This window comes from Candidatus Nitrosopumilus koreensis AR1, from assembly GCF_000299365.1.
GTDB lineage: Archaea > Thermoproteota > Nitrososphaeria > Nitrososphaerales > Nitrosopumilaceae > Nitrosopumilus > Nitrosopumilus koreensis.
Genome location: NC_018655.1, coordinates 1,329,776 through 1,352,652, shown reverse-complemented (window position 1 = coordinate 1,352,652; position 22,877 = coordinate 1,329,776). Strand labels below are relative to the sequence as shown.

The 22,877-nt window shown below is 34.6% G+C and carries 24 protein-coding genes, 5 tRNA genes and 1 pseudogene; 20 read left to right on the top strand and 10 right to left on the bottom strand.

The features are described from left to right. Window positions 1–3: 3 nt before the first annotated feature. The 3 genes from NKOR_RS08100 (at window position 4) to NKOR_RS08090 (ending at window position 1,543) form a co-directional block, all read left to right on the top strand. On the top strand, window positions 4–324 hold the full coding sequence (locus tag NKOR_RS08100; protein WP_014963868.1) for a hypothetical protein: 321 nt from the start codon (window positions 4–6) through the stop codon (window positions 322–324). Then, window positions 321–797 carry a hypothetical protein gene (locus NKOR_RS08095; RefSeq protein WP_014963867.1) on the top strand — a complete coding sequence of 159 codons (477 nt, stop codon included), beginning with the start codon at window positions 321–323 and terminating at the stop codon, window positions 795–797. The genes NKOR_RS08100 and NKOR_RS08095 overlap by 4 nt, the downstream gene beginning before the upstream one ends. A 233-nt stretch (window positions 798–1,030) precedes the next feature. Then, window positions 1,031–1,543: a hypothetical protein gene (locus NKOR_RS08090; RefSeq protein ID WP_014963866.1), complete on the top strand. Its 513-nt coding sequence runs from the start codon at window positions 1,031–1,033 to the stop codon at window positions 1,541–1,543. 86 nt (window positions 1,544–1,629) lie between these two features. Here NKOR_RS08090 and NKOR_RS08085 read toward each other — a convergent pair whose 3' ends face one another. Together NKOR_RS08085 and NKOR_RS08080 are read right to left on the bottom strand one after the other, a co-directional pair. Next, window positions 1,630–2,493: a DNA adenine methylase gene (locus tag NKOR_RS08085; protein ID WP_014963865.1), complete on the bottom strand. Its 864-nt coding sequence runs from the start codon at window positions 2,491–2,493 to the stop codon at window positions 1,630–1,632. A 143-nt stretch (window positions 2,494–2,636) separates the two neighbouring features. Further along, window positions 2,637–2,710 (bottom strand) — tRNA-Thr (locus NKOR_RS08080). A 91-nt stretch (window positions 2,711–2,801) separates the two neighbouring features. Between NKOR_RS08080 and NKOR_RS08075 the strand changes: the two genes are divergently transcribed. After that, window positions 2,802–2,925 (top strand) — tRNA-Leu (locus NKOR_RS08075). Between the two features lie 5 nt (window positions 2,926–2,930). On the opposite strand, the gene NKOR_RS08070 is transcribed toward NKOR_RS08075, so the two are convergent. After that, on the bottom strand, window positions 2,931–3,350 hold the full coding sequence (locus tag NKOR_RS08070; RefSeq protein ID WP_014963864.1) for a hypothetical protein: 420 nt from the start codon (window positions 3,348–3,350) through the stop codon (window positions 2,931–2,933). A gap of 1,291 nt (window positions 3,351–4,641) precedes the next feature. On the opposite strand from NKOR_RS08070, the gene NKOR_RS08060 reads away from it, so the two are divergent. Beyond that, window positions 4,642–5,535, top strand: coding sequence for a B12-binding domain-containing protein (locus NKOR_RS08060; RefSeq protein ID WP_014963863.1), 894 nt, complete (start codon window positions 4,642–4,644; stop codon window positions 5,533–5,535). On the opposite strand, the gene NKOR_RS08055 is transcribed toward NKOR_RS08060, so the two are convergent. Next, window positions 5,536–5,610 (bottom strand) — tRNA-Ile (locus tag NKOR_RS08055). 33 nt (window positions 5,611–5,643) lie between these two features. Beyond that, a complete protein-coding gene (locus NKOR_RS08050) occupies window positions 5,644–6,198 on the bottom strand; it encodes a thioredoxin family protein (protein WP_014963862.1) in 555 nt (184 codons plus the stop codon). A gap of 80 nt (window positions 6,199–6,278) precedes the next feature. On the opposite strand from NKOR_RS08050, the gene NKOR_RS08045 reads away from it, so the two are divergent. The 3 genes from NKOR_RS08045 (at window position 6,279) to NKOR_RS08035 (ending at window position 7,452) form a co-directional block, all read left to right on the top strand. Further along, window positions 6,279–6,352, top strand: a tRNA-Ala gene (locus NKOR_RS08045). 405 nt (window positions 6,353–6,757) lie between these two features. Further along, window positions 6,758–7,084, top strand: coding sequence for a hypothetical protein (locus NKOR_RS10440; RefSeq protein ID WP_014963861.1), 327 nt, complete (start codon window positions 6,758–6,760; stop codon window positions 7,082–7,084). Further along, window positions 7,081–7,452 carry a hypothetical protein gene (locus NKOR_RS08035; protein ID WP_014963860.1) on the top strand — a complete coding sequence of 124 codons (372 nt, stop codon included), beginning with the start codon at window positions 7,081–7,083 and terminating at the stop codon, window positions 7,450–7,452. The genes NKOR_RS10440 and NKOR_RS08035 overlap by 4 nt, the downstream gene beginning before the upstream one ends. Window positions 7,453–7,570: 118 nt before the next feature. Here the strand turns inward: NKOR_RS08035 and NKOR_RS08030 are convergent, their stop codons facing one another. Both NKOR_RS08030 and NKOR_RS08025 read right to left on the bottom strand, forming a co-directional pair. Continuing rightward, window positions 7,571–7,852, bottom strand: coding sequence for a hypothetical protein (locus NKOR_RS08030; RefSeq protein WP_014963859.1), 282 nt, complete (start codon window positions 7,850–7,852; stop codon window positions 7,571–7,573). Then, window positions 7,849–8,961, bottom strand: a complete 1,113-nt coding sequence (locus NKOR_RS08025; protein WP_014963858.1) for a tryptophan--tRNA ligase — start codon at window positions 8,959–8,961, stop codon at window positions 7,849–7,851. The genes NKOR_RS08030 and NKOR_RS08025 overlap by 4 nt, the downstream gene beginning before the upstream one ends. Window positions 8,962–9,232: 271 nt before the next feature. Here NKOR_RS08025 and pheS point away from each other — a divergent pair, with 271 nt between their 5' ends. Next, window positions 9,233–10,396 (top strand): phenylalanine--tRNA ligase subunit alpha, encoded by a 1,164-nt coding sequence (pheS, locus tag NKOR_RS08020; RefSeq protein ID WP_014963857.1) that lies wholly within the window; start codon window positions 9,233–9,235, stop codon window positions 10,394–10,396. Beyond that, window positions 10,387–12,030 (top strand): phenylalanine--tRNA ligase subunit beta, encoded by a 1,644-nt coding sequence (gene pheT / locus NKOR_RS08015; RefSeq protein ID WP_014963856.1) that lies wholly within the window; start codon window positions 10,387–10,389, stop codon window positions 12,028–12,030. The genes pheS and pheT overlap by 10 nt, the downstream gene beginning before the upstream one ends. On the opposite strand, the gene NKOR_RS08010 is transcribed toward pheT, so the two are convergent. Then, window positions 12,001–12,261 carry a hypothetical protein gene (locus tag NKOR_RS08010; RefSeq protein WP_014963855.1) on the bottom strand — a complete coding sequence of 87 codons (261 nt, stop codon included), beginning with the start codon at window positions 12,259–12,261 and terminating at the stop codon, window positions 12,001–12,003. The genes pheT and NKOR_RS08010 overlap by 30 nt on opposite strands. A 254-nt stretch (window positions 12,262–12,515) precedes the next feature. On the opposite strand from NKOR_RS08010, the pseudogene NKOR_RS08000 reads away from it, so the two are divergent. The 3 genes and pseudogenes from NKOR_RS08000 to NKOR_RS07990 all read left to right on the top strand — a co-directional run bounded on the left by NKOR_RS08000 (window position 12,516) and on the right by NKOR_RS07990 (window position 13,801). Next, window positions 12,516–12,934, top strand: a pseudogene (locus tag NKOR_RS08000) (EVE domain-containing protein). Window positions 12,935–12,977: 43 nt separating this feature from the next. Then, on the top strand, window positions 12,978–13,217 hold the full coding sequence (locus NKOR_RS07995; RefSeq protein WP_014963852.1) for an Lrp/AsnC ligand binding domain-containing protein: 240 nt from the start codon (window positions 12,978–12,980) through the stop codon (window positions 13,215–13,217). A gap of 17 nt (window positions 13,218–13,234) precedes the next feature. Beyond that, window positions 13,235–13,801: a hypothetical protein gene (locus tag NKOR_RS07990; protein ID WP_014963851.1), complete on the top strand. Its 567-nt coding sequence runs from the start codon at window positions 13,235–13,237 to the stop codon at window positions 13,799–13,801. Between the two features lie 9 nt (window positions 13,802–13,810). Here NKOR_RS07990 and NKOR_RS07985 read toward each other — a convergent pair whose 3' ends face one another. Beyond that, entirely contained in the window at window positions 13,811–14,443 is a 633-nt protein-coding gene (locus NKOR_RS07985; RefSeq protein WP_014963850.1) for a hypothetical protein, read from the bottom strand. 136 nt (window positions 14,444–14,579) lie between these two features. Here NKOR_RS07985 and NKOR_RS07980 point away from each other — a divergent pair, with 136 nt between their 5' ends. The 6 genes from NKOR_RS07980 to NKOR_RS07955 all read left to right on the top strand — a co-directional run bounded on the left by NKOR_RS07980 (window position 14,580) and on the right by NKOR_RS07955 (window position 21,989). Next, window positions 14,580–16,862, top strand: a complete 2,283-nt coding sequence (locus tag NKOR_RS07980; RefSeq protein ID WP_014963849.1) for an aconitate hydratase — start codon at window positions 14,580–14,582, stop codon at window positions 16,860–16,862. Between the two features lie 281 nt (window positions 16,863–17,143). Beyond that, window positions 17,144–19,471, top strand: a complete 2,328-nt coding sequence (locus NKOR_RS07975) for an ORC-CDC6 family AAA ATPase (protein WP_014963848.1) — start codon at window positions 17,144–17,146, stop codon at window positions 19,469–19,471. Beyond that, window positions 19,468–19,659 carry a hypothetical protein gene (locus NKOR_RS07970; RefSeq protein WP_014963847.1) on the top strand — a complete coding sequence of 64 codons (192 nt, stop codon included), beginning with the start codon at window positions 19,468–19,470 and terminating at the stop codon, window positions 19,657–19,659. The genes NKOR_RS07975 and NKOR_RS07970 overlap by 4 nt, the downstream gene beginning before the upstream one ends. Next, the gene (locus tag NKOR_RS07965) at window positions 19,659–20,414 is read left to right on the top strand and encodes a hypothetical protein (protein ID WP_238535967.1); all 756 of its coding nucleotides are present in this window, start codon (window positions 19,659–19,661) and stop codon (window positions 20,412–20,414) included. The genes NKOR_RS07970 and NKOR_RS07965 overlap by 1 nt, the downstream gene beginning before the upstream one ends. Window positions 20,415–20,517: 103 nt before the next feature. After that, entirely contained in the window at window positions 20,518–21,204 is a 687-nt protein-coding gene (locus tag NKOR_RS07960; RefSeq protein WP_014963845.1) for an HNH endonuclease, read from the top strand. Between the two features lie 356 nt (window positions 21,205–21,560). Beyond that, window positions 21,561–21,989 (top strand): hypothetical protein, encoded by a 429-nt coding sequence (locus tag NKOR_RS07955; RefSeq protein WP_014963844.1) that lies wholly within the window; start codon window positions 21,561–21,563, stop codon window positions 21,987–21,989. A 98-nt stretch (window positions 21,990–22,087) separates the two neighbouring features. Here NKOR_RS07955 and NKOR_RS10110 read toward each other — a convergent pair. Continuing rightward, window positions 22,088–22,242: transfer RNA gene (locus NKOR_RS10110), tRNA-Trp, on the bottom strand. Between the two features lie 90 nt (window positions 22,243–22,332). On the opposite strand from NKOR_RS10110, the gene NKOR_RS07945 reads away from it, so the two are divergent. After that, window positions 22,333–22,866 carry a hypothetical protein gene (locus NKOR_RS07945; protein WP_014963843.1) on the top strand — a complete coding sequence of 178 codons (534 nt, stop codon included), beginning with the start codon at window positions 22,333–22,335 and terminating at the stop codon, window positions 22,864–22,866. The last annotated feature ends 11 nt before the right edge of the window (window positions 22,867–22,877 follow it).

The following is a 22,877-nucleotide window of genomic DNA, read 5'->3' as shown; positions in this document are numbered from 1 at the left end:
TTCATGAACACTTTGAAAGAAGTATCTTCATTTGACAATTCAAAAAATGAGTCTATCTCTACTGCAACAATCTATTGTCCCACGATAGAATTTGTCAGCTCAAATGATGTGAAAAATATTTCAAAGAATGTTTTTTATGCATGTGCAAATTGTAATGGGCCTTTAATTCCATTATCAATTTGCATATGTTGTAAAAGAGCAGTTACCAGACACTGTGTCAAATGTGGCAAGACTGATGAAACAAAATCACATGATGCTTGTAAAATTTTGATCTCTTTTGGAAATAAAATTGCTAATGAATTTACAAAGGAGGTGAAACAATGAAAAAACAAATAATCGGAAGTTTAACATCAATCCTTGTACTAACAATAGCATTCTCATCAATACAAGTAGCCGAAGCAGTATACCATACAGGTCATGATGGCTCTGTTGAAGAATATTTAGAAAAAGTGGTTGTAAAGCCAATGAAAGGCAAAAAAGATATGTGGACATACATTGTCAAAGCATGTGCAACTGATCATAACTTGGCTATAACAGCTGTAATCTTGAAATCAGATATTGATGAAAAAGTTCTTGGAGTAAATAAAACCATCAAGAAAGGTGAGTGCTCAACATATGGTGCTACAATGAATGCAAAAGATGGTAAAACTTTGGGTGCAGAATTAATTGAAAAACACGAGGCACTTCAAAAATTCAATGATGCACTAAACAGTGATTCCGCAATTAGTAAGTCTGAACAACAAGAAAGACAAAAAGAAATCACTAAATACAGAATTCTGTTGGGAGGAAGGGTTTAGACTGAAACCTTCCAACATTTTCTTTTTAATTTTTTTACAGTATCATTAGCGTGTAATCTGCTTCCATTTGATCTATTTCAATAAAAATACAGATTTAGGATTAAAAATCGTGCATAGAATAAAGTATCATTGCCACGTTTGAATATTTTTATATTATTTCATATTTTCCGATCAAGATTAATTATGTATTTCATATAGTAAGAACTAAATATTCATCATCAAGGATCTGTACCATGAAAAAATCACTTCTAGCAGGAACTATTATTGCAATAGCTGCATTGACGATGGCAATCGTCCCAGTTATGGCAAATGGATCTAATACAGATATAGTTTCAGCAACTACCGATGGAAATACAGTAACCATTGAAGTAGCAGATGATGTCAAAAACATCAACAAAAAGAGTATGCCAGATGCAGTAGTATTCTATGCAACTAGCATTCCAACACAATCTGAATCAGAAGCAGTAAGAGTAAATGCAGTAGTAATTCACCCTGCTTTCAATGATCATCAGGTTGGAGTTGAGAGATCATCCCCAGTTCAAGGTTACCATCCACACGAAGCAGCATTTGATGGATCTTTTTGTCTTACAGACATTACAAGTCCAGCACTTGAATTTTCAGCAAAGGATCATTTTGTAATCGTTGAAAATGATGAGTGGACAGGATTTGCAGCAACTGGAACAATTGGTCCAAGAGATGAATGTGCATCAGGATTAGGAATTACAAGCATATTTGATACAAACTAATCCTCACAACTTTTATTTTTTATTGTATATTGGAACCAAATTAGAACTTCAGACTTGAATCCGGTCGAATTCAAACTAATGTCAGTCTAATAATTCTTAATTAGTAATTCAAAGTGGCCTGTTCTCTTTTTTGAATTTGAATTAATTGAACGGTTTGCCTGAATCTTGCTTGTCTTCCAGGACTTTCCTGAAAACATTTCTGCAACTTGTTTTGAATCTGAATTGGATAGTAAAACTTTGCATCCCTTGGAATCTAGCTTGTCGCATAGCTCTGCTAGTCTTCTAAGATCCTTGTCAGTAAAGTCCTTGTTTGTGTAACTTGTAAAATTGGCAGTATCACTTACTGGTTGGTATGGTGGATCAAAATACACCAAATCGCCTTTTTTGGCATCTCCCAAAACTGCCTCAAAATCGCGACACTTGATGGCAACCTTGCTTGATTGTAAGATGGTACTAACTGCTCTGAGGTTATCCTCATTTACGATATTTGGATTTGTGTATCTGCCAAGTGGGACGTTGAATTTTCCCTTGCTGTTTACTCTGTATAATCCGTTAAAACAGGTTCGATTCAAAAAGAGCAGTCTTGATGTCTTTTCAATCTCACTTCTTGGGTTTGATTCCCTGACTGAATAATAGTATGATTTTGAATCTTTGTGATAATTTCTCTCGTGATTTTTTAGAGATGATATGAGTTCATCAATTCTGTTTCGAATAGTGGTGTATGCTAAAACTAGGTCAGAGTTCAAATCTGAGATGCTGCATTTTTGAGCATCTCTTTCTGTGAGGATATGAAACAACAATGCCCCTCCCCCGATAAATGGCTCATAATATGTCCCAAAGGATTTTGGCAGATTCTCATTTAGAATTGGAATAAGTTGGCGTTTTCCACCGGCCCACTTTACAAATGGTTTTGGGATTACATTTGATACTTGGGAGTATACTTGTTTCAATAGTTAGTATCACAGAATTTTTTAACACTTAGGGACACAAAAAAAATTGATCTCGAACTAACTTTTTCCTAGTTGAGTGAGAGCTTAAATACAAACTTCGTAATTTCGTGATTTTTGTGAAATTAATTCTGAAGAAATTAAAAAGCTTCGAACGGGATCCGGACCCGCGACCTTTACCTTACCAAGGTAACGCTCTACCAGGCTGAGCTATCGAAGCACAAATTCACCCTGTAGAAAATCCTTATAATTCTTCATTATCTTGACAAAATCTCTAAACTGTTAAATTTCACACAGATTTCTACCCTTTTGGAGGAGTAATCAAGCCTGGCCAAAGTAAGCGCATCTTGTGCTTTTGGACATGCAGGACTTAAGATCAAATAATGGGTGATCCTGTCTCTCAGGAGTTCGTGGGTTCAAATCCCACCTCCTCCATACAACTATTTTGAATGTTTGATTCCTCTGGCGTTAAGGACTTCGTAGACTTCTGGTATGGACCATACATAACCTACATGTACACAATCCTTTTCATCACAGAGCTGGCAGAACAACTCTCCTTTCTGAACTGCAACTTCGGCAATTCTGTTTTTGATGTTGTCTTTTAGAATAATTCTATCATCATCGACTGAAATCTTTTCAATCTTTGGAGCATATCTTGCAAAGGTCTTGTCCTTTTGCATCATCTCCTCTAACATGTAAGTAACATAACCGGAGAAACTATTGACGCCTTTCATTGCAAGGTCGTCTTTGCTCTTTTGATAAACCTCATTGAATTTATCATAGACGCTTTCTGAAACTGTGATTGATTTGAATCCGGCTTTTGGCATTACTTTTCCCTTACCGTACTTTAAGGTACCCATCTATATAAGATTTTATTTTTACGGTACTGTCAAGTCCATGGGACAAATTCTCCCTGTCAAGGGTCGGGACATAGTTTTATCGAAAACCGTCAAATGACAAATAAAATCACAATTAACTTAACTTCATCACTGTAATGTTATGTTTATTGTTCACACCTGAACTATTCCAAAACTACATGATTCTTGAAATATTAGTTATGATAATGTATTGTATGGAAGATGTAATGATTTTGAAGAATATGCTTGTTCAGGCACAGTGTACATCTTTAGTTTACTTTATCACTGAAATGTAAAGCTAATTTCATAACTATTTTATCGAATTCCGTAACGGATTAACGGCGGTATGCCGTTGTTGAGAAAATTTCCCTTTTCAAATACTTCTCTTAGGTACTGTGACCTTATAGGTTGATTTTCTACTTGTTACCTTTCGGTTGATCAAGAATCGCTTATTTTTTTGGTGTGGCTTGGATCATTCTTGACGGCTTCCTTAATTCTGTTTTCAAGTTTCGTAATGTGTGACTTTTTGCATTTGATACTACAAAATCTGTCTGCTCCCTCAAATTCTTCTTTACAGTAACTGCAAACCTTTGCCAATACCCTCTCGATTCAAACCCAATTACAACCATACAAAAATGATTGGATATTTTCCCAAAATTGGAATGTTTGCTCTTGGTTTAAATTCAAAATTTTTGCCACTTGGTTTCTATGCGAATTTGTGACAAATGCGAGACAATAATCACAAGCGACCTTGTACCAAATTGTCCCATCTGCAACAATGTGTTGCCTTTGCACATATTTGACAAGGTTGAAAATTAAATCAGATAATCAATAACCATCAAAGTTATTCTAAAACCCAACTTTGTGATTTTCTTCACTATTCTCTAATTTCCGTAAATTAGTGTATCAGAGTAACTTACCATAACTTACGCTAATTTACGCTAAGTTACACTAAGTTACGTTAATTACAAAAAGTTACGCAAAACTACGATAGTACACAGTGTAAATTACGTAAAGTTCACCGTAGTTACACTGTAGTTACAGAAAGTTACGTGTAATTTACAGTGATTACGGATTAAATTGGTCTCATTTTTACGCTCAATTTCATTAAATTAGATTGAATTACACTAGTTTACAGTAGTTTAATGTAGTTTAATGTGATTTAATGTGATTTAATGTGGTTTAATGTAATTCACGTTAAATTACGCTGCTTTACGTTAATTACAAAAAGTTACACAAAATTAGAACTTGAGAAAAATCAGTCTTTATACGATACCATCATCCAAGAGCAATAATGGGCAAAGGATATTCCACTGAAAAGATTCGAGAAAAACTGATTTCAGTTTTGGATGGCTCTGAATCCGGAATGTCTGGTGTGGAGATTTCAGAACAAATGAAAGTAAACAGAATCACCATGACAAAGTATCTCAAGGTATTTGCAGCAGAGGGATTGGTCCGACAAAAAAACATTGGAAATGTTACCTTGTGGTTTTTAGAACCTGGTCAAGAATCTTTCAACTTTCCTGATGATTATTTCAAAGTGGCACCTCAATACCTTGATTATCTGATTAAAGGAAATGAGGACCAAGTATATTCTCTGATTCGAAACTGTCTTCATTCAGGAGCTTCTGTGAATCGCTTGATAATGGAAGTGATTTATCCTGCAATAGACTATGTGAGGAGTATCTTTGATGATGGAAAAATTGGCACTGCTGAGCAAAACCTTCTCAGAACTACAATTTCAAAATCTCTTCAAATATTAAATCAGATTCCAATAGTTGCTGATTCTAAAAAAAACATAGTTGTCATTTCAGCTGATTTTCAAAGCAGCCTTCTTGCAGAGGCAGCATCTACCGTATATCATTCAGATGGGTGGAGGGTTTCTCATTTGGGAGACATGTCTTCTGCTATCAATGTCTTGTTTGATCTTGATTTTCAAAAACTGGTAGGTAAAATCTGGAAACAAAAACCTGGAATTATGATTGTACTTGTTTTTTCACAAACTGAGGAAGGGCTGAACTTTTTTGCTGACTCTATTAACCCAACCAAAGAAAAATCTGGCAAACGAATGAAATTAATCCTTTGTGGAATTCCTTCTAAAAAATCAAAAAATAACTCTGACCTTGTTTCAGATAAATTAGATGAAATTATTCAGTGGTCCCAAACAGTATATCAAAATCTAAAGTAATGGGCCCGATGAGATTCGAACTCATGACCTTTCGATTATCAGTCGAACGCTCCAGCCAAGCTGAGCTACGAGCCCACGATCAAACCTCTAGGCCAGAGTCATTTAAGTCTAATTTTCTTTCCACTTGATTGAACAACCAATAGATGGATCAAAGTCTTTTTCTATTTTTTCTCCATCCAATAATTTTTGCATGTTGTTAATCATGGTCTTCTCGGTGGCAGTATCCTCTGGTTTCATTGCGTTGTCAATTCTTCCATGGAACACTAGCTGTTTTTGGGCATTAAACAAGAATGGGTCTGGAGTACACATTGCACCATATTTCTTGGCAACCTCTTGTGTTTCATCTACCAAATAATCAAATCCAAATCCTTTCTCTTTTGCAGTCTCTTTCATTGCCTCAAAACTGTCTTCAGGATAATCAGTTGAATCATTGCTGTTGATTCCAACAATTGCAATATCTTTTCCAAACTTTTCATACAACTCGTTTAGGGCATCAACTTTTGCCTTTACATATGGGCAATGATTACACATGAAAATCACCAAAATTCCTTTGTAATTGGAATAATCATTTAGGGAATGTTTCTTGTCATCAATTCCCAATAACTCAAAGTCAGGTGCAATATCTCCTGCTTTTAGCTTGACTTGAGATTCTAAAAGTACCATGAGAAAATTTTCTTGCTTTCAAATAAAATCCTTGCCAAGAAGACAACAATTAAAATCTGCAGATTAATCAAACCTCGTGTGGGCCGGTAGTATAGCCTGGTAGTATACCCGCCTTGCACGCGGGGGGTCACGGATTCAAATTCCGTCCGGTCCACTTTTTATATCGTCGATCTATGCTGGATTTCAGACTGCTGGATGGATTTAAATAGGAAGAGTTTCCGTTTTTCTCATGGCAAGCGCAGCAGATGGATGGCCTGTGTTCATTCCACTAATTGTTGGTTTAGCTCCAGGATTAATTTACTGGTTAGCAATTACCGCTTTACTAGTGTAAACTAGGTTAAACGATGTTACCTTTCTTGTTCACTATATGATATGTTACAGAAAATTAATCCCTTATCTCAAGTAAATCTGATGCAAAAACTAATTCTAAGTGCATTTTTTGATTTTACTTTAATTCCCTTTTTCACAGGTCGTATAACTTCGTATAATGTATGCTATACGAAGTTATTACGATACATGAAAATTAGTCTTTATACAATACCTTCATCCAAAAGCAATTATGGGTAAAGGGTATTCTGAGGAAGAAATTCGAGAGAAGCTGATTTCAGTTTTGGATGGTTCTGAATCTGGAATGTCTGGAGTAGAGATCTCTGAAAAAATTGGAATCAATAGAATTACCATGATAAAATATCTCAAGATCTTTGCATTAGAAGGACTGCTCCGACAAAAAATATTGGAAATGTCACATTTAGAAGGGAATCTAGAAGAGATGACAGAAGAGAGTCTCGTAGAGACGATAGATATTCCAGAGACAGTAGACGAGACAGCAGAAGAGATTCTCGCAGAGATGAATCTCGCCCTAAATCCAAGACTGACCGATTATTGAAAAAACAAGAGAGTTTCTTTTCTGATGGTTCTGACAAATTTTATCAATCACTAAAAGAGAAATTATTTGAAATTCTAGGTGGAAAAGTTTGCTCTAGTTGTGGATTTAGAGATGAACGAGCATTAGGATTTAGTCATATTTCTGATGATGAGACATTTGATAGTATTAGACGTGGAGGTGCTGCTTCGTCTTGGGGAAAATATATCTCAAAACCAGAACTTGCACGAGATGAACTCAAGGTATTGTGCTTGAATTGCAATGAAATTAGACAACCTATTGTAAAACCTAAGGAACAAAGATCACAATCTAAACGTAAAAAAGTAAATTTTTCCCACGATGATCCAAAATCATCTTTGAGAATTTATTAACACTTTAATTATAATAATTTTGAATTCAAATTATGAATGGTGACTTTAAGGCATTGGGAATTTCTCTAATTGCAGTAGTTGGGGCAGTAGCCCTCTGGGCCATTTTTGGTCAATAGATTCAGCCCTTAACAATCTCCACTTGATTTTCACGAATTTTTGTGGAGATTATTTTGTGCTCTTTGTCAATTACTGACTGAGTAAAATCTGCAAATTCTTCTACACTTACTTCGCTTTCAAGCAAAATGCTGTGAGCTGATTTATCTTTTAATGATATCACTAGTTCGTTTTTTACGATATTTAGAATTCCTGTAATGAATGTCTCTTTACCATCTTTGATGAAAATAAGACTGGCTAATTTTTCAGCCTCATACTTGTCTTCACATGTAACTGTTATCTTCATTTATTCTCAAAAAGAAATTCTTCTATCTGTTCTTTTGCTTTTTCACGTTTTTCTTGATGTACTGCCAAGAACTCATTCATTTTTTCAATTAGTATTGCTTTGAGTTCTCCGGAAAGTAATTTTCCTGATTTGTAGTCGTCATAAATTGATTTTAGTTTGTTATCGTCTGGTTCAAAAAATATTCTAAGATATTGATATGATACATCAATGTCTGGATTTCCACCAAGCTTTCTATGTTGTTCAAGATCTGGTTGTCCTCCTGAAAATGCATATTTGTTAATCTTCTTTTTTACAACATTTGGAGCATCTGTTGTGTAAACTGTTCCATTCTCATCTGACGCTGACATTTTTCCTCCTGGTCCCTCTAATGCTGGAATCATTATGTTGTGAATTAATGCTGGTTTTGGTTTTCCAATCTTTGGTGCAATGTCTCTTGTAAGTCTAAAGTGAGGATCTTGGTCAACACCTAATGGAATCAAAACTGGTTTGTCTTCAATAAAACATGGAGCAGACTGCAATGATGTGTAAAAAATCATGCCAATATTAGTCTCATTTGTAAATCCAAAAGTTGCTTTAGTGTTTGAGAAATTAATCTTCTTTGCAACTTGAGCTGCTATTGGATAAAGTGTTTGAATATTTCTTGTGTTGATTATGATTTTTGTTTTGTCAGGTTTGAAACCTAATGCAATTAAGTCTAGTGCGTTCTCATAAGCAAATTTTCTTGTTTCCTCCAAAGTCAAGTTTGGTTTTGAATAGAACTTTTCATCATCAGTGAGCTGAAAATACATGTTAACATCAAACTTTTCTTGAAGCCATTTTGCAAAAACCCATGGAACCAAGTGACCAATATGGGTGTGACCTGATGGACCTCTTCCAGTGTATAGGAAAAATTTGTTACCTTTTTCATAATCATCAAGAATTCTATTCATTTCTCTGTGCGAGAAGAAAATACCTCTTCTTAGCATGAAATGGTCTTCTCCAGTAATCTTCTTGATTCTCTCATTTAGTTCTGAAGAGATTTTTTCAGTTCCAAATTTTTTGATTAATTTATCGTAATCGATATCTCCTTCAACATGCCAAGGAGTAACAATAAAGTCATCAGCTGACATTCAATTTGACTTAGGTTAAGGTTTAAAAAGTCTTTTTCGAACTTTCACTATTGTCACAGGTTTTTCATGATATTGAAAAAAAATCATTACATCGCTAAAAGAGAATCCAAAACAAACTCCAGAAAGTCTTGAAAAATCTACTAATCTTTCCCCTGACCAAATTAGACGTGGAATTGAATGGCTAAAATTAAAAGAACTTGCAAATGTTGATGAGACTAAAACAAGTATTGTTAGTTTAGGAAAAAATGGAAAAGAATCTTTTCAAAAAGGATTGCCTGAAAGAAGACTGCTAGATCTGCTAAAGACCAAATCAAAATTATCTGATTTACAGCAAGAACTAGGAGCAGTGTTTGGGCCTGCAATGGGGCTTGCAAGAAAAAATAATTGGGTTGAAGCAACCTCTGATGAAATTTCTCTGAAAAATCCTCCATCGGTTTTACCTGGAGAAAAATCTCTAAAACAAATTGGTGAGAAAAAACTTCCAGTTGATGAACTGAATAAGGACGATCTGTCAGGACTTTTGAGACGCCCTGACTTTGTTATAGAAGAAGTAGTAAAGACTAGAGAAATCACTCTAACTGATTCTGCAAAATCGCTTAACCTTGATGATTCTTCTGGAGGGATTGATGTAGAAGCTAAAGTTCCTGAAGTTTTTGTTGCCAGAACTCATCCTCTAAAAGACACTATTGATGAAATTCGTGAAATCTTTGTTACATTGGGATTTTCAGAAATTTATGGAAATATGACTCAATCAAGCTTTTGGAACTTTGATGCGTTATTTACTCCTCAGGATCATCCTGCTCGGGAACTACAAGACACGTTCTATCTTGACGGTATTTCTGACAAAAAAATCGCAACTCCCCAACAAATTAGAAAAGTTTCTGATTCTCATAAAAAAAATTGGAGATACCAATGGGATATTAATGAAGCACGTAAGATGGTTTTACGAACTCATACTACCTGTGTTACAATCAAGCATCTTGCAGAAACAAAACCTGATGAGGCCAGAGTATTTTCGTTAGGTCGTGTTTTTAGAAATGAAAAAGTAAGTTACAAACATCTTGTAGAATTTAATCAAATTGAAGGCATTGTTGTTGGAAAAGACGCTAACCTACGAAACTTGATGGGAATTCAGCGAGAATTTTACAAAAGAATTGGAATTACAAAGATAAAGTTCTGGCCAACATTTTTCCCATACACTGAACCCTCACTTCAAACGATGGTGTATAATGAAAGATTGGGAAAATGGGTTGAACTATTTGGAATGGGAATCTTTAGACCTGAAGTTACAAAACCACTTGGTATAACAAAACCTGTTTTGGCATGGGGTGGTGGCATTGAAAGAATCGCCATGCTAAAGTATGGTTTGGATGATGTAAGGGAATTTTACAATAACAATTTGAATTGGCTTAGGAGTGCAACAAAATGCCAGTAGTTGAATTATCTTATTCCAGTCTTCAAAAACTAATTGGAAAGGCATCAAAAAAACAAATTGCAGAATCGTTACCCTTTCTAGGATTAGATATTGAATCTGAAGACAAAGATCTTGTTAGAATAGAATACAGTCCAAACAGACCCGATTACTCTACTGATTTTGGAATTGCACTTGGAATGCAAGGATTGTTGGGATTAAAAACCGGTGCAATCAAACTAAAAATCAAAAAATCAAAACAATATGCAATTTCTGTAAAACCTGATGTTTCTAAAGTGAGGCCATATGTGACTGGAATTGTTGCAAAAAATGGAAAAGTTGATGATAAAACCATCAAACAACTCATGGCAATGCAGGAGGATCTTCATTTTGGTATTGGAAGAAAGAGAAAAAAATCCTCAATTGGAATTCATGATTTAGATAAAATCCAATTTCCTCTAGTCTATACCACAGTTGACAGAAAACACACCTTCACACCATTAAATTCAGACAAAGAATTGTCAATAACCCAAATTCTTGAAACAACTGATGTTGGAAAAGACTATGGTAATTTGCTTGCAAATTCTACAAAAATGCCTTTGATACTTGATGCCAATAAGAAAACTGTATCATTTCCTCCAATAATCAATGCTGCAGTAACTACTGTAACTACAAAAACAAAGAATCTCTTTGTTGAGGTTACTGGAATAAACAAAGCCGATGCTGAAGACATGTTATCTGTAGTTGCAACAATTCTGCAAAGTGCCGGATTCTCTTTGGAATCTGTCCAAATCTCAGGTGCAAAAAACTCTTCTCCAAAACTTGCTGAAAGAAAAATAACTGTTAGTCCAGCATTGATTAATCAAACACTTGGCCTAAACCTAAACACTTCAAAAATAATCTCTTCACTAAAAAAATCAAGACTAGATGCATCTGCTAAAGGCAAGAACATTGTCTGCACAATCCCTGCATATAGATTTGATATTTTTGGTCCTATGGATTTAGTTGAAGAAGTTGCTTTAGGATATGGAATTCAAAACCTTGAACCAACTTTATCTCCTTCTCAAACACTTGGTCAAACAAATCCAATATCACTACAACTAAAATCTCTTAGTCAAACAATGATAGGACTTGGATATCTTGAAGCATTGAATTCTAGCTTGACTAGTAAAAGAGTTCTTTATGATATGGCTAACAGAGAACCAAATGAAATTATCTCTGTTCTTGATTCAAAAAGTCAAGAGCACACAATTTTACGTGATTCTATTTTACCTGGATTGCTAGAAAATCTTTCAAAAAATATTCATGAATCATATCCTCAGAAATTATTTGAAACTGGAACTGTCTTTTCTTTAAATGATCCTATATCTGAAAAAATCAATCTTTCTGCAATTAGTGCTCATCAAGACACAAACTTTACTGAAATAAAATCTGTCCTTCAATCTGCACTAAAGACAGGATTTGGTTTAGACATTAAAACAAAAACTACTGAACATCCCTCATTTGAAAAAGGACACTGTGCATCTGTGATTATAGACAATCAATCAGTTGGTGTTATTGGCGAAATAAGCTCTAAGATTATTGAAAATTATAAAATCCGTGTACCTGTAGTTGGATTTGAAATATCCTTATCTGAGTCCATTCTCAAATCGCTTTAGAAAAGATAATGCCAGTAGTATAATCCCTCCAACAAAAATTCCCATTCCTGCAAAAAATTCAATTATCATTCTTTGATGAATTCTCTTTTTTTCTTCATCAAGCAAATAATATGATTCAGAATCCATATTTTCTAAAAACTGGATCTGTGGATAATCAAAAATTATGATTGTTGTTCCTAAAATTAAAACAATTATTCCGCTAAAAAACAGCGTTTGGTTCTTTATTCTCATCAATGGTTTTTAGTAGGATATGCTCTATTATTAATCGCCCAAGAGCAGGCACGAAGACGGATTAGGATGATGTCGATCGTAATGATACCAATGATTTCTAATTCACCCAGTCGTGCTACATTATGGGCAACCCCGGTTTCAGAACCCAAGGAGGTTTTGGCTAAAATACCAATGAGATTGTGCGAGTCAGAACCGGGGAACATTTTGTTTTTTACATAAACCATAAAGCATCCCTTAATGATACGAAATTTGAAATGGTAAACTATTGGCTTGCAAAACAAGAACCATCCGGGCCTAGAGGATATCCGTTTGAGCAACTAAAAAAAGACAAAACCACTGTTTGGGATGGAGTCCACAACAACCTGGCACTAAAACACATGAAAGAAATGAAACCTGGTGATCTTGTCTTGTTTTATCATACAGGTACTGAAAGACAAGCAGTAGGAATTATGCAAGTTACTTCCAAACCTTACTCTAATCCAAAAGAAGACGTTGAGCGTTTTATCGTCGTTGATGTAAAATACAAGAAACCACTAAAGCGCCCTGTAACCCTTGATGAAATGAAAAAAATAAAAAATTCAAAGATTGGGAACTGATACGAATTTCCAGATTATCTGTGATGCCTGTTCCAAAGCCAATCTGGGATGAGATTTTAAAGATCTCTCAAAGCTAAACGTAATCGGTTTATTGATATAGTCGATTTATGTAATTACACCATGGCAACAGCTTATGTGTTAATCAACTGTGAACTAGGTTCTGAAGAGGCAATTATACAGCAACTAAAGGGCCTAGAAGGTGTTAAGGAAGTTCATGGAACTTTCGGCGCATATGATATTTTGGCCAAGATCGAATCTGATACCGTTGAGAAACTCAGAGAAACAATCACTTGGAAAATCAGAAAAATTGAAAAGATTCGTTCAACACTAACCCTTATGGGTATTGAAGGCCAGACATAACACCCTTTTTTCTTATTATGATTCTACACTTTATTTTTGTAGTAAAAGAAGAAGAACGCGAAAAGCGACAATTTGAGTTTGAATATGTCAAAAAAATGAGCCAGTTCTTCAAGGTATGGATTAAAGAAAAGTTTGGCAAGGATTATGAAGTTAGATGTGATGAAATGATCACAAAGCCTACGAGTATCTTGCAAAGACTTGACACACATACTCTGTTGCGTGATCATGACCAAAGAGGAAAAGACATCTATCATTTCTATCTGACTCATTTCAGACCAATGTGGACTGACTGTACATGTGAAGGATATCATTCTGAAAATTTTGGAATGGTCTTTTGGCAACCACTAAAAGAATCAGATGATGAATTGTTCCTTGCAGAAAAAAATTGTACTACTGTATCTCATGAAATACTTCATGAACAATTAAGACAACTAGGACACAAAAAACATCCTAGAGAAGTTCATGATATCTGGACAAAACATCTCTTTGAACAATTAGAATTTGAACAGTATGATGAACATTTCAAAAGAACTGACGGAAAACCAATGTTTCTAACAATGGACACTTCAGAACTAAAATTGTGATTTTTTAAATTAACACTTTGTTACAGAGTAGATATTATTTTCAAAGTTTGCAGTTTTGAAATCTAATTTGTTTTCAGGATCATCATCTCTTGATTTGCTCAATTCTTCCAATTCAACTAGTGCGTCTCCTCTAAATCCTACTGATGAGCCATAAATTGCATCAGTTAGCATGGTCCCATGATCACCTTTCTTGATATCATCTACCATTTCATAGAATCTTGATGTTTCTTTCTTGTTTACTGGATTGCCAGTTGCTTTGTTGTATGCAACTGCGATATACATTCCGTTATTTTTAACTGCAACAGGAATTTTGTGATTTTTGCCTGTTGCACCAGGAATTGTTTCATTAACTAAAACTTCGCATTTGTGGTACATGCTTGAGACATATGCATAGAATCTGTACTGGGCATATTTTCCTGCATCATCTTCTTCACAACCTACAAACACTTTATGCAATAATTCTAATGCATCATCATTCATACTTTGTAATCTGTCATCTATTCTTCCTCTTTCTAGAAGCTCTGACTTGCACTCTTTGGCAACAAGTACCAAAATGAAATCAGGTAAATTGTAATTTTTCAAGGCTGCAACAAATGCACCTGCTTGAGACATACCAAATTTTGGGAAACCCTTATTGACCATTTTTACACCTCAATTCTAAAAACATGTAACTCCCCAACAATGAAATAGAAAGCTGCTTTTGGCTTATAATTGTTAAGAATTTGCATGCCTAATGCGTTTATTTTCCAATTTTCTAATTGTAAATATTAAATTCGGGATGCATTCTTTGCATACTGTGAATGTTGATTCTACTCCAGAACTTGTTTCCGGTGTTTATGCTAAATTAAAAGAAAATATCGCCAAATTCCGTAATGTTACTGGCAGACCACTAACACTTACTGAAAAAATCTTATCAGGACATTTTAATGAAATTGATGATACAAATTTCGCTGGTGGGAAAGACTATGTCTTTTTGAAACCTGACAGAGTTGCATTACAAGACGTAACAGGACAAATGGTAATGTTGCAGTTTATGCAAGCTGGACTCAAACAAACATCTCTGCCAACAACTGTACACTGTGATCATCTGATTCGAGCTGAAGTACAAGGAGATGTTGACATGAAAGTCTCCCTTGATGAGAATAGTGAAGTGTTCAAATTCTTGCAATCAGCTGCTGCAAAATACGGATGTGGTTTTTGGAAACCAGGTGCCGGAATCATTCACCAAGTGGTTCTTGAAAATTATGCTTTCCCTGGTGGATTAATGATTGGAACTGATTCACACACTCCAAACGCAGGTGGATTGGGAATGATTGCAATAGGTGTTGGTGGACTGGATGCAGCTGAAACAATGGCCGGACTGCCTTGGGAATTACTGTACCCAAAAAGAATAGGTGTAAAATTAACAGGTGAGCTAAACGGCTGGACTGCTCCAAAAGATATCATTCTAAAAGTAGCTGAAGAACTTACAGTTTCAGGTGGAACCAACTCCATTGTTGAATACTTTGGTCCTGGAACAAAATCAATTAGTTGTACTGGAAAGGCAACCATTACCAACATGGGTGCAGAGATTGGTGCAACATGTTCTATCTTCCCATATGATGAGAGAATGGAAACTTATCTAAAACATACAAACAGAAGTGACATTGCAGAACTTGCAAATCAGAACAAAGATTCCCTTGTAGCTGATCCTGAAGTTGAAGAAAATCCTGAAAAATTCTTTGATAGGGTAATTGAAATTAACCTCTCGACTCTGGAGCCTCACATCGTAGGGCCTCACACCCCTGACTTGGCACGTTCCATTTCCAAACTAGCTGATGATGTAAAATCAAATGATTATGTTGATCCAATTTCTGTTGCACTAATTGGAAGTTGTACAAACTCATCATATGAGGACATGTCAAGGGCTGCAAGCTTGGCAGAGCAAGCAAAACAAAAAGGAATCAAGGCAAAAATTCCATTACTAGTTACTCCTGGTTCTGAACAAATTCGAGGAACAATCGAACGTGATGGACAAATGGATTCTCTAAAAGACATTGGTGCAACTGTTCTTGCAAATGCATGTGGTCCATGCATTGGTCAATGGAGTAGACCTGAATTAGATAATGATGAGAAAAATACCATAGTCACAACCTTTAACAGAAATTTCCCTGGACGAAATGACGGACACCGCAACACACTGAACTTCATTGGAAGTCCTGAAATGATTATTGCACTTTCTTTAGGCGGAAGACTATCCTTTAATCCACTAGTTGATGAATTGACTGCAGCTGATGGAACAAAGTTCAAACTAGAGCCTCCAAAACCTGCTCCTGAAGTTCCAGAACGGGGATTTATGAGACCTGAAGGAATCTTTGTTGCACCACCTGAGAATTCTGATGATATTGAAGTAATTATTGATCCTAACAGTAAACGACTCCAAAAACTCGAACCTTTCCCAAAATGGGATGGCAAAGACTTTGAAGAGCTTCCAATAATGGTAAAAGCTAAAGGAAAGTGTACAACAGACCATATCTCTCCTGCAGGTGCATGGCTTTCTTTGCGAGGACACTTGGATAATCTTAGTGATAACATGTTGCTAGGTGCAGTTAATGCATTTGATGATGAAGTTGGCAAAGGCAAGAACATTCTAAATGGCCAGCTTGAACCATTTTCAAGCATTGCAAGACAGTACAAAGAAAAACAGATGAGATGGGTGATAATTGGCGATAACAATTACGGTGAAGGAAGTAGTAGAGAACATGCAGCAATGACTCCTAGGTATCTGGGATGTGCTGCAGTAATTACAAAAAGCCTTGCTAGAATTCATGAGACGAATCTGAAAAAACAAGGTTTGTTGGCATTGACATTTAGCAACCCTGATGATTATGAAAAGATTCTCGAAGATGATAAAATTAGTTTGGTTGATTTGGATAATCTGCAACCCCACAAACAAGTCAAATGTATCATTACACACAGTGATGGAAACAAAGAAGAAATCATGTTGAATCATTCTTACAACCAATCTCAGATTGAGTGGTTCAAAGCTGGTTCTGCTCTTAATGTTTTGAGAAATAAATAAGATTCTAAAACTTCAATTTCTTATAATTTGATTTTGAGGGTATTGAACTAAAACATCTATGCTCTATGAGAGAACTAAAAATGACCCAAAATAGTATCTGGAATTTAACAGATTAGTAACTAACCATGATATTTAATTAAATGAATTTTATCTGGTTGATGACAAATTGTGGAACATCTACAAACCAAATCTTCTCAAAAGATTTTGAATTAGTTAAATCATTCATTCACAGGTTGTGAAAATAAGAAACTTTAATTATTTTTGACTTTTAACAAATTCACTTGTCTGGCATAGATTTAAAAATTACAAAAGCTGAAAGACTAAATCCTAAAGAAATATCTGCATTGTTCATTCCCTCACTTGATTTTTCCAAAATTATTGATAGGGATACTGTGTATCTTATGGGGCCAAAAGGGGCAGGCAAATCCATGGTATTGAATTATCTTTCATTTCCAGTTCAAATTGAACGATTTAATCAGGAAAAATTGAATGACTATGACAAATCTTATCTGGGAATTTATCTTAGGTGTAACGAACATTATTTCGGCAGTGAAAAAGAAATTCTTGATGAACATGGAAATCCTCAGAACATTTGGAAAAAACGTTTTGTTCATTTGTTTAATCTGACTGTTTGTGAAATTCTAACAAAACAATTAGCGTTGATTAAAGAAAAAAATTTTTTTGTTGTTACTAATAATGAAGAGGAGACTGTATGTGATGAAATAAAAGAAATTTTTAGTTTGACATCCGAATCAAAGTTTCACGAAATCAGAAAAGCTATTAGGGCCAAAATTAGAGATATTCGAAAAACAAACATAACCAGTACGATTGTTGAAGAATGTACAGACACCTCACAGTTAGCCGAAATTCAGAATTTTTTACAAGAATCAATAAAGGAGTTTGAAGAAAAGATGCTGGTAGTTTTATTAGATGAATATCATGAATTAAGTGAATACCAACAAAAAGTACTTTCAGACATCATTTCGGTAAGAAAACCCTTGTTCAAAATAGCATCATTGCCTGTAGGACTAACAACATCTCGAGTTACAGGTGGTATGTATTTGGATTTTTCACAAGACTATCAAGTTGTAAATATTGGAGCACGTAATGTTACTCCTGGTTCCCCTGAACAGACTGAACTGCAAAAATTCTTTAAACTTATGGTGAATAAGAGATTAGAGAATACTGGTACCACTATTGAGGAATTATTAGACGGAGAACCAAAGTCTTCGAAAAATGAAGATGAAAAACCAGATTATTCTGGATTGACTAATTTTGTTATTTTATCTGGTGGAAATGCTAAAACCTTTTTGGATTTACTTTACATGACAATCTCAAAGTGGGATGGGAGTACGCGGTATATTCCTCGTAAAGTTCAACAAATTGCTGTAAAAGAATTTGCACGTGAACAAATGGATGGAATTGATTATATTCCTGCAATCTCAGTTTATCTATTTCGTGCATTAATCCTCAAAATAGGATTATGGTTCCAAAATTATCTTAGAAATACTAAAAGAAATTATTTACAGATAGGAATCAAAGATCCAGAGAACATCTCAAAAGAAACTCTTGAAATTCTGTCTATTGCAATCAAACGTTCTTATTTAATGGCTCCTTCTTTCGAGAGATATTCTAGAGATAAGATTAAACTATTGTCCATCACCCTCAACAACGATTTACTGCCTTACTTTGATTTACCGCTTACCACTCATCAAGTCAAAGAAATAACTGCACAAGATTTAGAAAATTTAGTAGATAAAAGAAGTATTATTTCAGGCACAAAAATAGAATTTGGCGAAAAGAAAATTCAACCCATACAATCTTCAGAAACTTTAATTCCGCATTTGGGTGTAGTTGATGAAATTGTAGACCATATTAAAAAAGATGAATTAGCAATTTTCATTGGTTCTGGATTGTCTACAGAACTTGGATATCCTACAGGAGGAGAATTAGCACGAAGTATTGCAAAACATTTTCGTATTGAATATACAGGAGAGGATCTATCTACCATTGCAGAAAGAGCAATTACAAAAAGAAGCAGAGTAGATGTCATTCGATTTATCAAATCAGTATTAGAACAATCAAAACAAAAGGAATCTAAATCCTATAGTAAATTGGCAGATTTAGGGGTAAAGATAATTTTTACAACTAACTGGGATACTTCGATAGAAGATGCTTTGTCTAATAAAGGTCACAAAATTCAAAAAATAACACGAGATGAATCAATTCCATTAGCTACTAACGACTGTACTTTAGTTTACAAAATTCATGGAGATTTTAACAATCCAGAAATGTTTGTAATTACAGATGGAGATGTTTTAGATGAAGACAATACAAGACCCGGAATAATTAATGCACTTAAAGATACATTCCTACGAAAGAATTTCCTGTTTATAGGGTATAGTATGTCCGATCTAGACTTCAAGACAATTTTTCATTTAATAAACAGACATCAAGGGGAATTCAAACTTACATCATATGCAACAGTTCTTGAAGGACCAATTGAAAAGATGAATGTTCTCAAAGCAAAAAAGATCTTACCTTTGAATATTAGAGGAGATGTTTTGATTAGTTCAATTCATGAAAAACTAGTAGGGGGGTCAAAATGAGTGTGCTAAATCAACAAATCAAAGAAAATTACGATCTTTTGATAATCTCGGCAGGGTTTGAAGATAGGACATTAGGAAGTTTGGAAAAAATAAAGGGCAAAACAACTGTAAAAAATGTAATCCTAAATTTATTCCATCCAGAAGAACCAAAATTAGAGAAAAAAATAAAGAAAATCAAAATCGCATGATGGTAATACTGCAGGAAATAGTAGAAGGAGAAATAATTACGATTAATAATGAACCAGATAATCCAAAGCGATTTAATGAAACAATAAATGCATATGTGAAAAACAGTGAAAGCATTCTGATCGATATTACATCATTTACCAGGTTGTTCTTGTATTCCCTTTTGAACATAACTTTACTTCACAACAAGCAATCAGACATTCTTTACTCAGAGCCACAAGAATACACAATGAATTTTTCACAAGGTTTAGAAAAAATAATCATTCTTCCAAACTATCCTGGTATTCCTGATCAATCAAAAAAAGTCTTAATGATTATGTTTTTGGGATGGGAATCACGTAGGGCAGAATCTGTTGTAGAAGAATTTGACCCAGATCTTTTAATCACATTTTACGAGACGTCGCAAAACAATGAACGGGAGAAATGGAATGCAATAACAATAGAGCAGTGTAAAAAACTATTAGAAAGTTCAGAAACCAATTCTGTTTCTGCATTAACTCCAAATGAAACTATTGCTAAACTAGAGGAGATTTATGAAGTACATCATGATGAGTACGATATTTGTATTGTTAACATAGGCCCTAAAAGCCAGTGTTTAGCAATTGCAGAATTTTCTCAAAATCATGAAGATGTTCAAGTATTATACCCTAAACCATACAAATGGACACAAGAGCTTCCTGAAGATGAAATAAAGGACCCAGTATCATCAGGCATAGGAAGAACATTTTTCTTTCAGTATCCATTAATGCACAAATAATTCTTAACCACGGAATCTCCGAACTAAAAGGAACTAGTGTCTTGAAATGTAACATGAAAAGTAAGAAATTCATATTAACACAGATACCCTATCAAATTTGTCTTTGAGTACTGATATTATCGATTATGATGAAATGGTTAAACGAGAAAATGGTATTCATCTACAACATGGAATGAATTTTGAGATTGGTGGAACATATTCTGTCATTTTAATGTCTCAGGCCCCTAATGCGCCATATCAAGATGAATTGAAAGATAATGGATTGACCTTAATTTATGAAGGCCATGACGTTCCAAAAAATTGGGGTGTCAAAAATCCTAAATCTGTTGATCAACCTGAAACTTCACGTATTGGAACATTAACACGTAATGGAAAATTCCATTACGCAGCTCAAAATTTTAAAAAAGGAAGAAGAGATGCTGAAAAAGTTCGAGTTTATGAAAAAATTAAACCTGGAATATGGGCTTACAATGGTGTTTTCAATTTGACTGATTCTTGGACTGAATCAGACGGTAACCGAAATGTTTTCAAATTTAGACTTGAAGCAACTACTGAAGAAGTAGAATCACGAAAACAAACCAAGCTTGACAACAGACGTATTATTCCTACAAAAATAAAACAAGAAGTTTGGAAGAGAGATGAAGGAAAATGTGTTAAATGTGGTTCTAAAGAAAACCTGCATTTTGACCATGTAATCCCTCACTCTAAAGGTGGAACTTCAATAACTGCTGAAAATATACAAATTCTTTGTGCTAAACATAATTTAGAAAAACGAGACAATATTGTCTAATCCTTGACACCATTCCAAATCTCTCAATCATTAATTTTCAAAATTTTAGGAATAAATGGGACTTTTTTAGAGACAACTTGCTCTACTTGTCCGGTCGAATTCAAACTTAAATTAATAGGGAGATTTGAACTAAACAAACAATTCTCCTTAAGAGAAGTTTTTGGAAAAAACAAAAAAGTTTTTGTGATTAATTCCGATTGTAACTTTTACTATCTCGCTGTTAGCTCGCTGTTAGCTCACCAACTTCATTTTAGAATTTTTCACTACAACAATTTATCATAAAACAATTTGATCTCTTTACTTGATAACAAAAAATTAACCAATCAATACAAAACAAAGTTGTTGTAATGTATTTCATGAAACAAAACAACAACAAATTAGATCGAATGGATCACATCATACATTGCATTGATAAAGGATTATCTGAATCTGAATCACTAGCATATCTAAAATCCCATGGATATCCTATGGAAAAAACAAAATTCTATAAATTACTTAAAAAATTAAGAGAACACAGAATAAATTTTATCAAATATCTGTTATCTGATGAATTTCGTAATAAGGAGAAAAATGAAATGGAAACACTCCCAGTTATCAAAAAAGAATACTGGAAAAACTACGACGCTGAATCCGATCCCTTAAAAAAATTTCGAATTTTAAAGCAAATACTAAACTTAGTAACGCAAAAGACTACAGTGGATGACCTAATCAAATATGTGCGCAAGGAGCAAAAAATACTACAAAAGTTTATCAAAGATCAAAGTCACTTGAATTTTCATAACTAACTCCGCAAAATCTTCTTTTTTTGTGCGTAACTCCGGAGAAAAACTCCGGATAACACAATTATTTTTTTACAAAAGTAAGACAAGAAATCTAGAGGACGTGGGGCCGACCGGAATCGAACCGGCGACCTACGGGTCACTACAGCTCCAAACTTACATCATCCGTGAGTCAGTTTAGCTTAGTTTACCTCTGGAGCCCTTAGCGGTGATCTTTTTTCGTAGACACTGTCGCCCTACCAGGCTAGGCTACGACCCCACAATCAAGAATGAATCGGACTTGAATTTTAAGTTACTTTTAACCAAGATTTATTTGCAATAATTTTTCATTTGTTACAGTCGACAAATTATGGTAAAACCCATTCTCTTAGCATTAGGTGCAATTCCAGTAATTGTTGCATTACTGATTTCCGTTCCATTACTAACAAAAAACGAAATTCCAATTTCAGCAGCTAACTCTTTTGATAGAATTGAAATCGAATACACAAAACATCAACTAAAGACAATTGATTATGGAGTAACTGAGAGAACTGGTGCACAAAAGACTGAGATTCTTGTTATAAAAAATGACGGCGAGATAAAGTATTCAGTGACAGAGCAAGGATATCTTCAACCTGACATTCGTTCTAGTCTTGATGAAAAAAAACTAAACAAAATCAAGGCACTAATCAAGGAGACAGGATTCATGGCAATTCCGTCTGAGTCTTTTCCAATTCTTGAAAACGTGACTGAATACCAAAAGTCTAATGTCAAGGTGACTCTAAACGGACGCGTAAACCAAATTCATTGGCCAGAGCAAAACGCAACTGATGGTTTTATTCCCCCAATAGTTACCATGGTTGAATCAGAACTAGACCGGATAATTTCTGAAATTAGTGAATAGGTACAAATAGC

What these genes read in the sequence shown, in the direction of transcription:
- NKOR_RS08100 (WP_014963868.1), top strand. Translation starts at nt 4, where the DNA reads ATGAACACTTTGAAAGAAGTATCTTCATTTGACAATTCAAAAAATGAG.
- NKOR_RS08095 (WP_014963867.1), top strand. Translation starts at nt 321, where the DNA reads ATGAAAAAACAAATAATCGGAAGTTTAACATCAATCCTTGTACTAACA.
- NKOR_RS08090 (WP_014963866.1), top strand. Translation starts at nt 1,031, where the DNA reads ATGAAAAAATCACTTCTAGCAGGAACTATTATTGCAATAGCTGCATTG.
- NKOR_RS08070 (WP_014963864.1), bottom strand. Translation starts at nt 3,350, where the DNA reads ATGGGTACCTTAAAGTACGGTAAGGGAAAAGTAATGCCAAAAGCCGGA.
- NKOR_RS08060 (WP_014963863.1), top strand. Translation starts at nt 4,642, where the DNA reads ATGGGCAAAGGATATTCCACTGAAAAGATTCGAGAAAAACTGATTTCA.
- NKOR_RS08050 (WP_014963862.1), bottom strand. Translation starts at nt 6,198, where the DNA reads ATGGTACTTTTAGAATCTCAAGTCAAGCTAAAAGCAGGAGATATTGCA.
- NKOR_RS10440 (WP_014963861.1), top strand. Translation starts at nt 6,758, where the DNA reads ATGGGTAAAGGGTATTCTGAGGAAGAAATTCGAGAGAAGCTGATTTCA.
- NKOR_RS08030 (WP_014963859.1), bottom strand. Translation starts at nt 7,852, where the DNA reads ATGAAGATAACAGTTACATGTGAAGACAAGTATGAGGCTGAAAAATTA.
- NKOR_RS08025 (WP_014963858.1), bottom strand. Translation starts at nt 8,961, where the DNA reads ATGTCAGCTGATGACTTTATTGTTACTCCTTGGCATGTTGAAGGAGAT.
- pheT (WP_014963856.1), top strand. Translation starts at nt 10,387, where the DNA reads ATGCCAGTAGTTGAATTATCTTATTCCAGTCTTCAAAAACTAATTGGA.
- NKOR_RS08010 (WP_014963855.1), bottom strand. Translation starts at nt 12,261, where the DNA reads ATGAGAATAAAGAACCAAACGCTGTTTTTTAGCGGAATAATTGTTTTA.
- NKOR_RS07995 (WP_014963852.1), top strand. Translation starts at nt 12,978, where the DNA reads ATGGCAACAGCTTATGTGTTAATCAACTGTGAACTAGGTTCTGAAGAG.
- NKOR_RS07990 (WP_014963851.1), top strand. Translation starts at nt 13,235, where the DNA reads ATGATTCTACACTTTATTTTTGTAGTAAAAGAAGAAGAACGCGAAAAG.
- NKOR_RS07985 (WP_014963850.1), bottom strand. Translation starts at nt 14,443, where the DNA reads ATGGTCAATAAGGGTTTCCCAAAATTTGGTATGTCTCAAGCAGGTGCA.
- NKOR_RS07980 (WP_014963849.1), top strand. Translation starts at nt 14,580, where the DNA reads ATGCATTCTTTGCATACTGTGAATGTTGATTCTACTCCAGAACTTGTT.
- NKOR_RS07970 (WP_014963847.1), top strand. Translation starts at nt 19,468, where the DNA reads ATGAGTGTGCTAAATCAACAAATCAAAGAAAATTACGATCTTTTGATA.
- NKOR_RS07965 (WP_238535967.1), top strand. Translation starts at nt 19,659, where the DNA reads ATGGTAATACTGCAGGAAATAGTAGAAGGAGAAATAATTACGATTAAT.
- NKOR_RS07955 (WP_014963844.1), top strand. Translation starts at nt 21,561, where the DNA reads ATGAAACAAAACAACAACAAATTAGATCGAATGGATCACATCATACAT.
- NKOR_RS07945 (WP_014963843.1), top strand. Translation starts at nt 22,333, where the DNA reads ATGGTAAAACCCATTCTCTTAGCATTAGGTGCAATTCCAGTAATTGTT.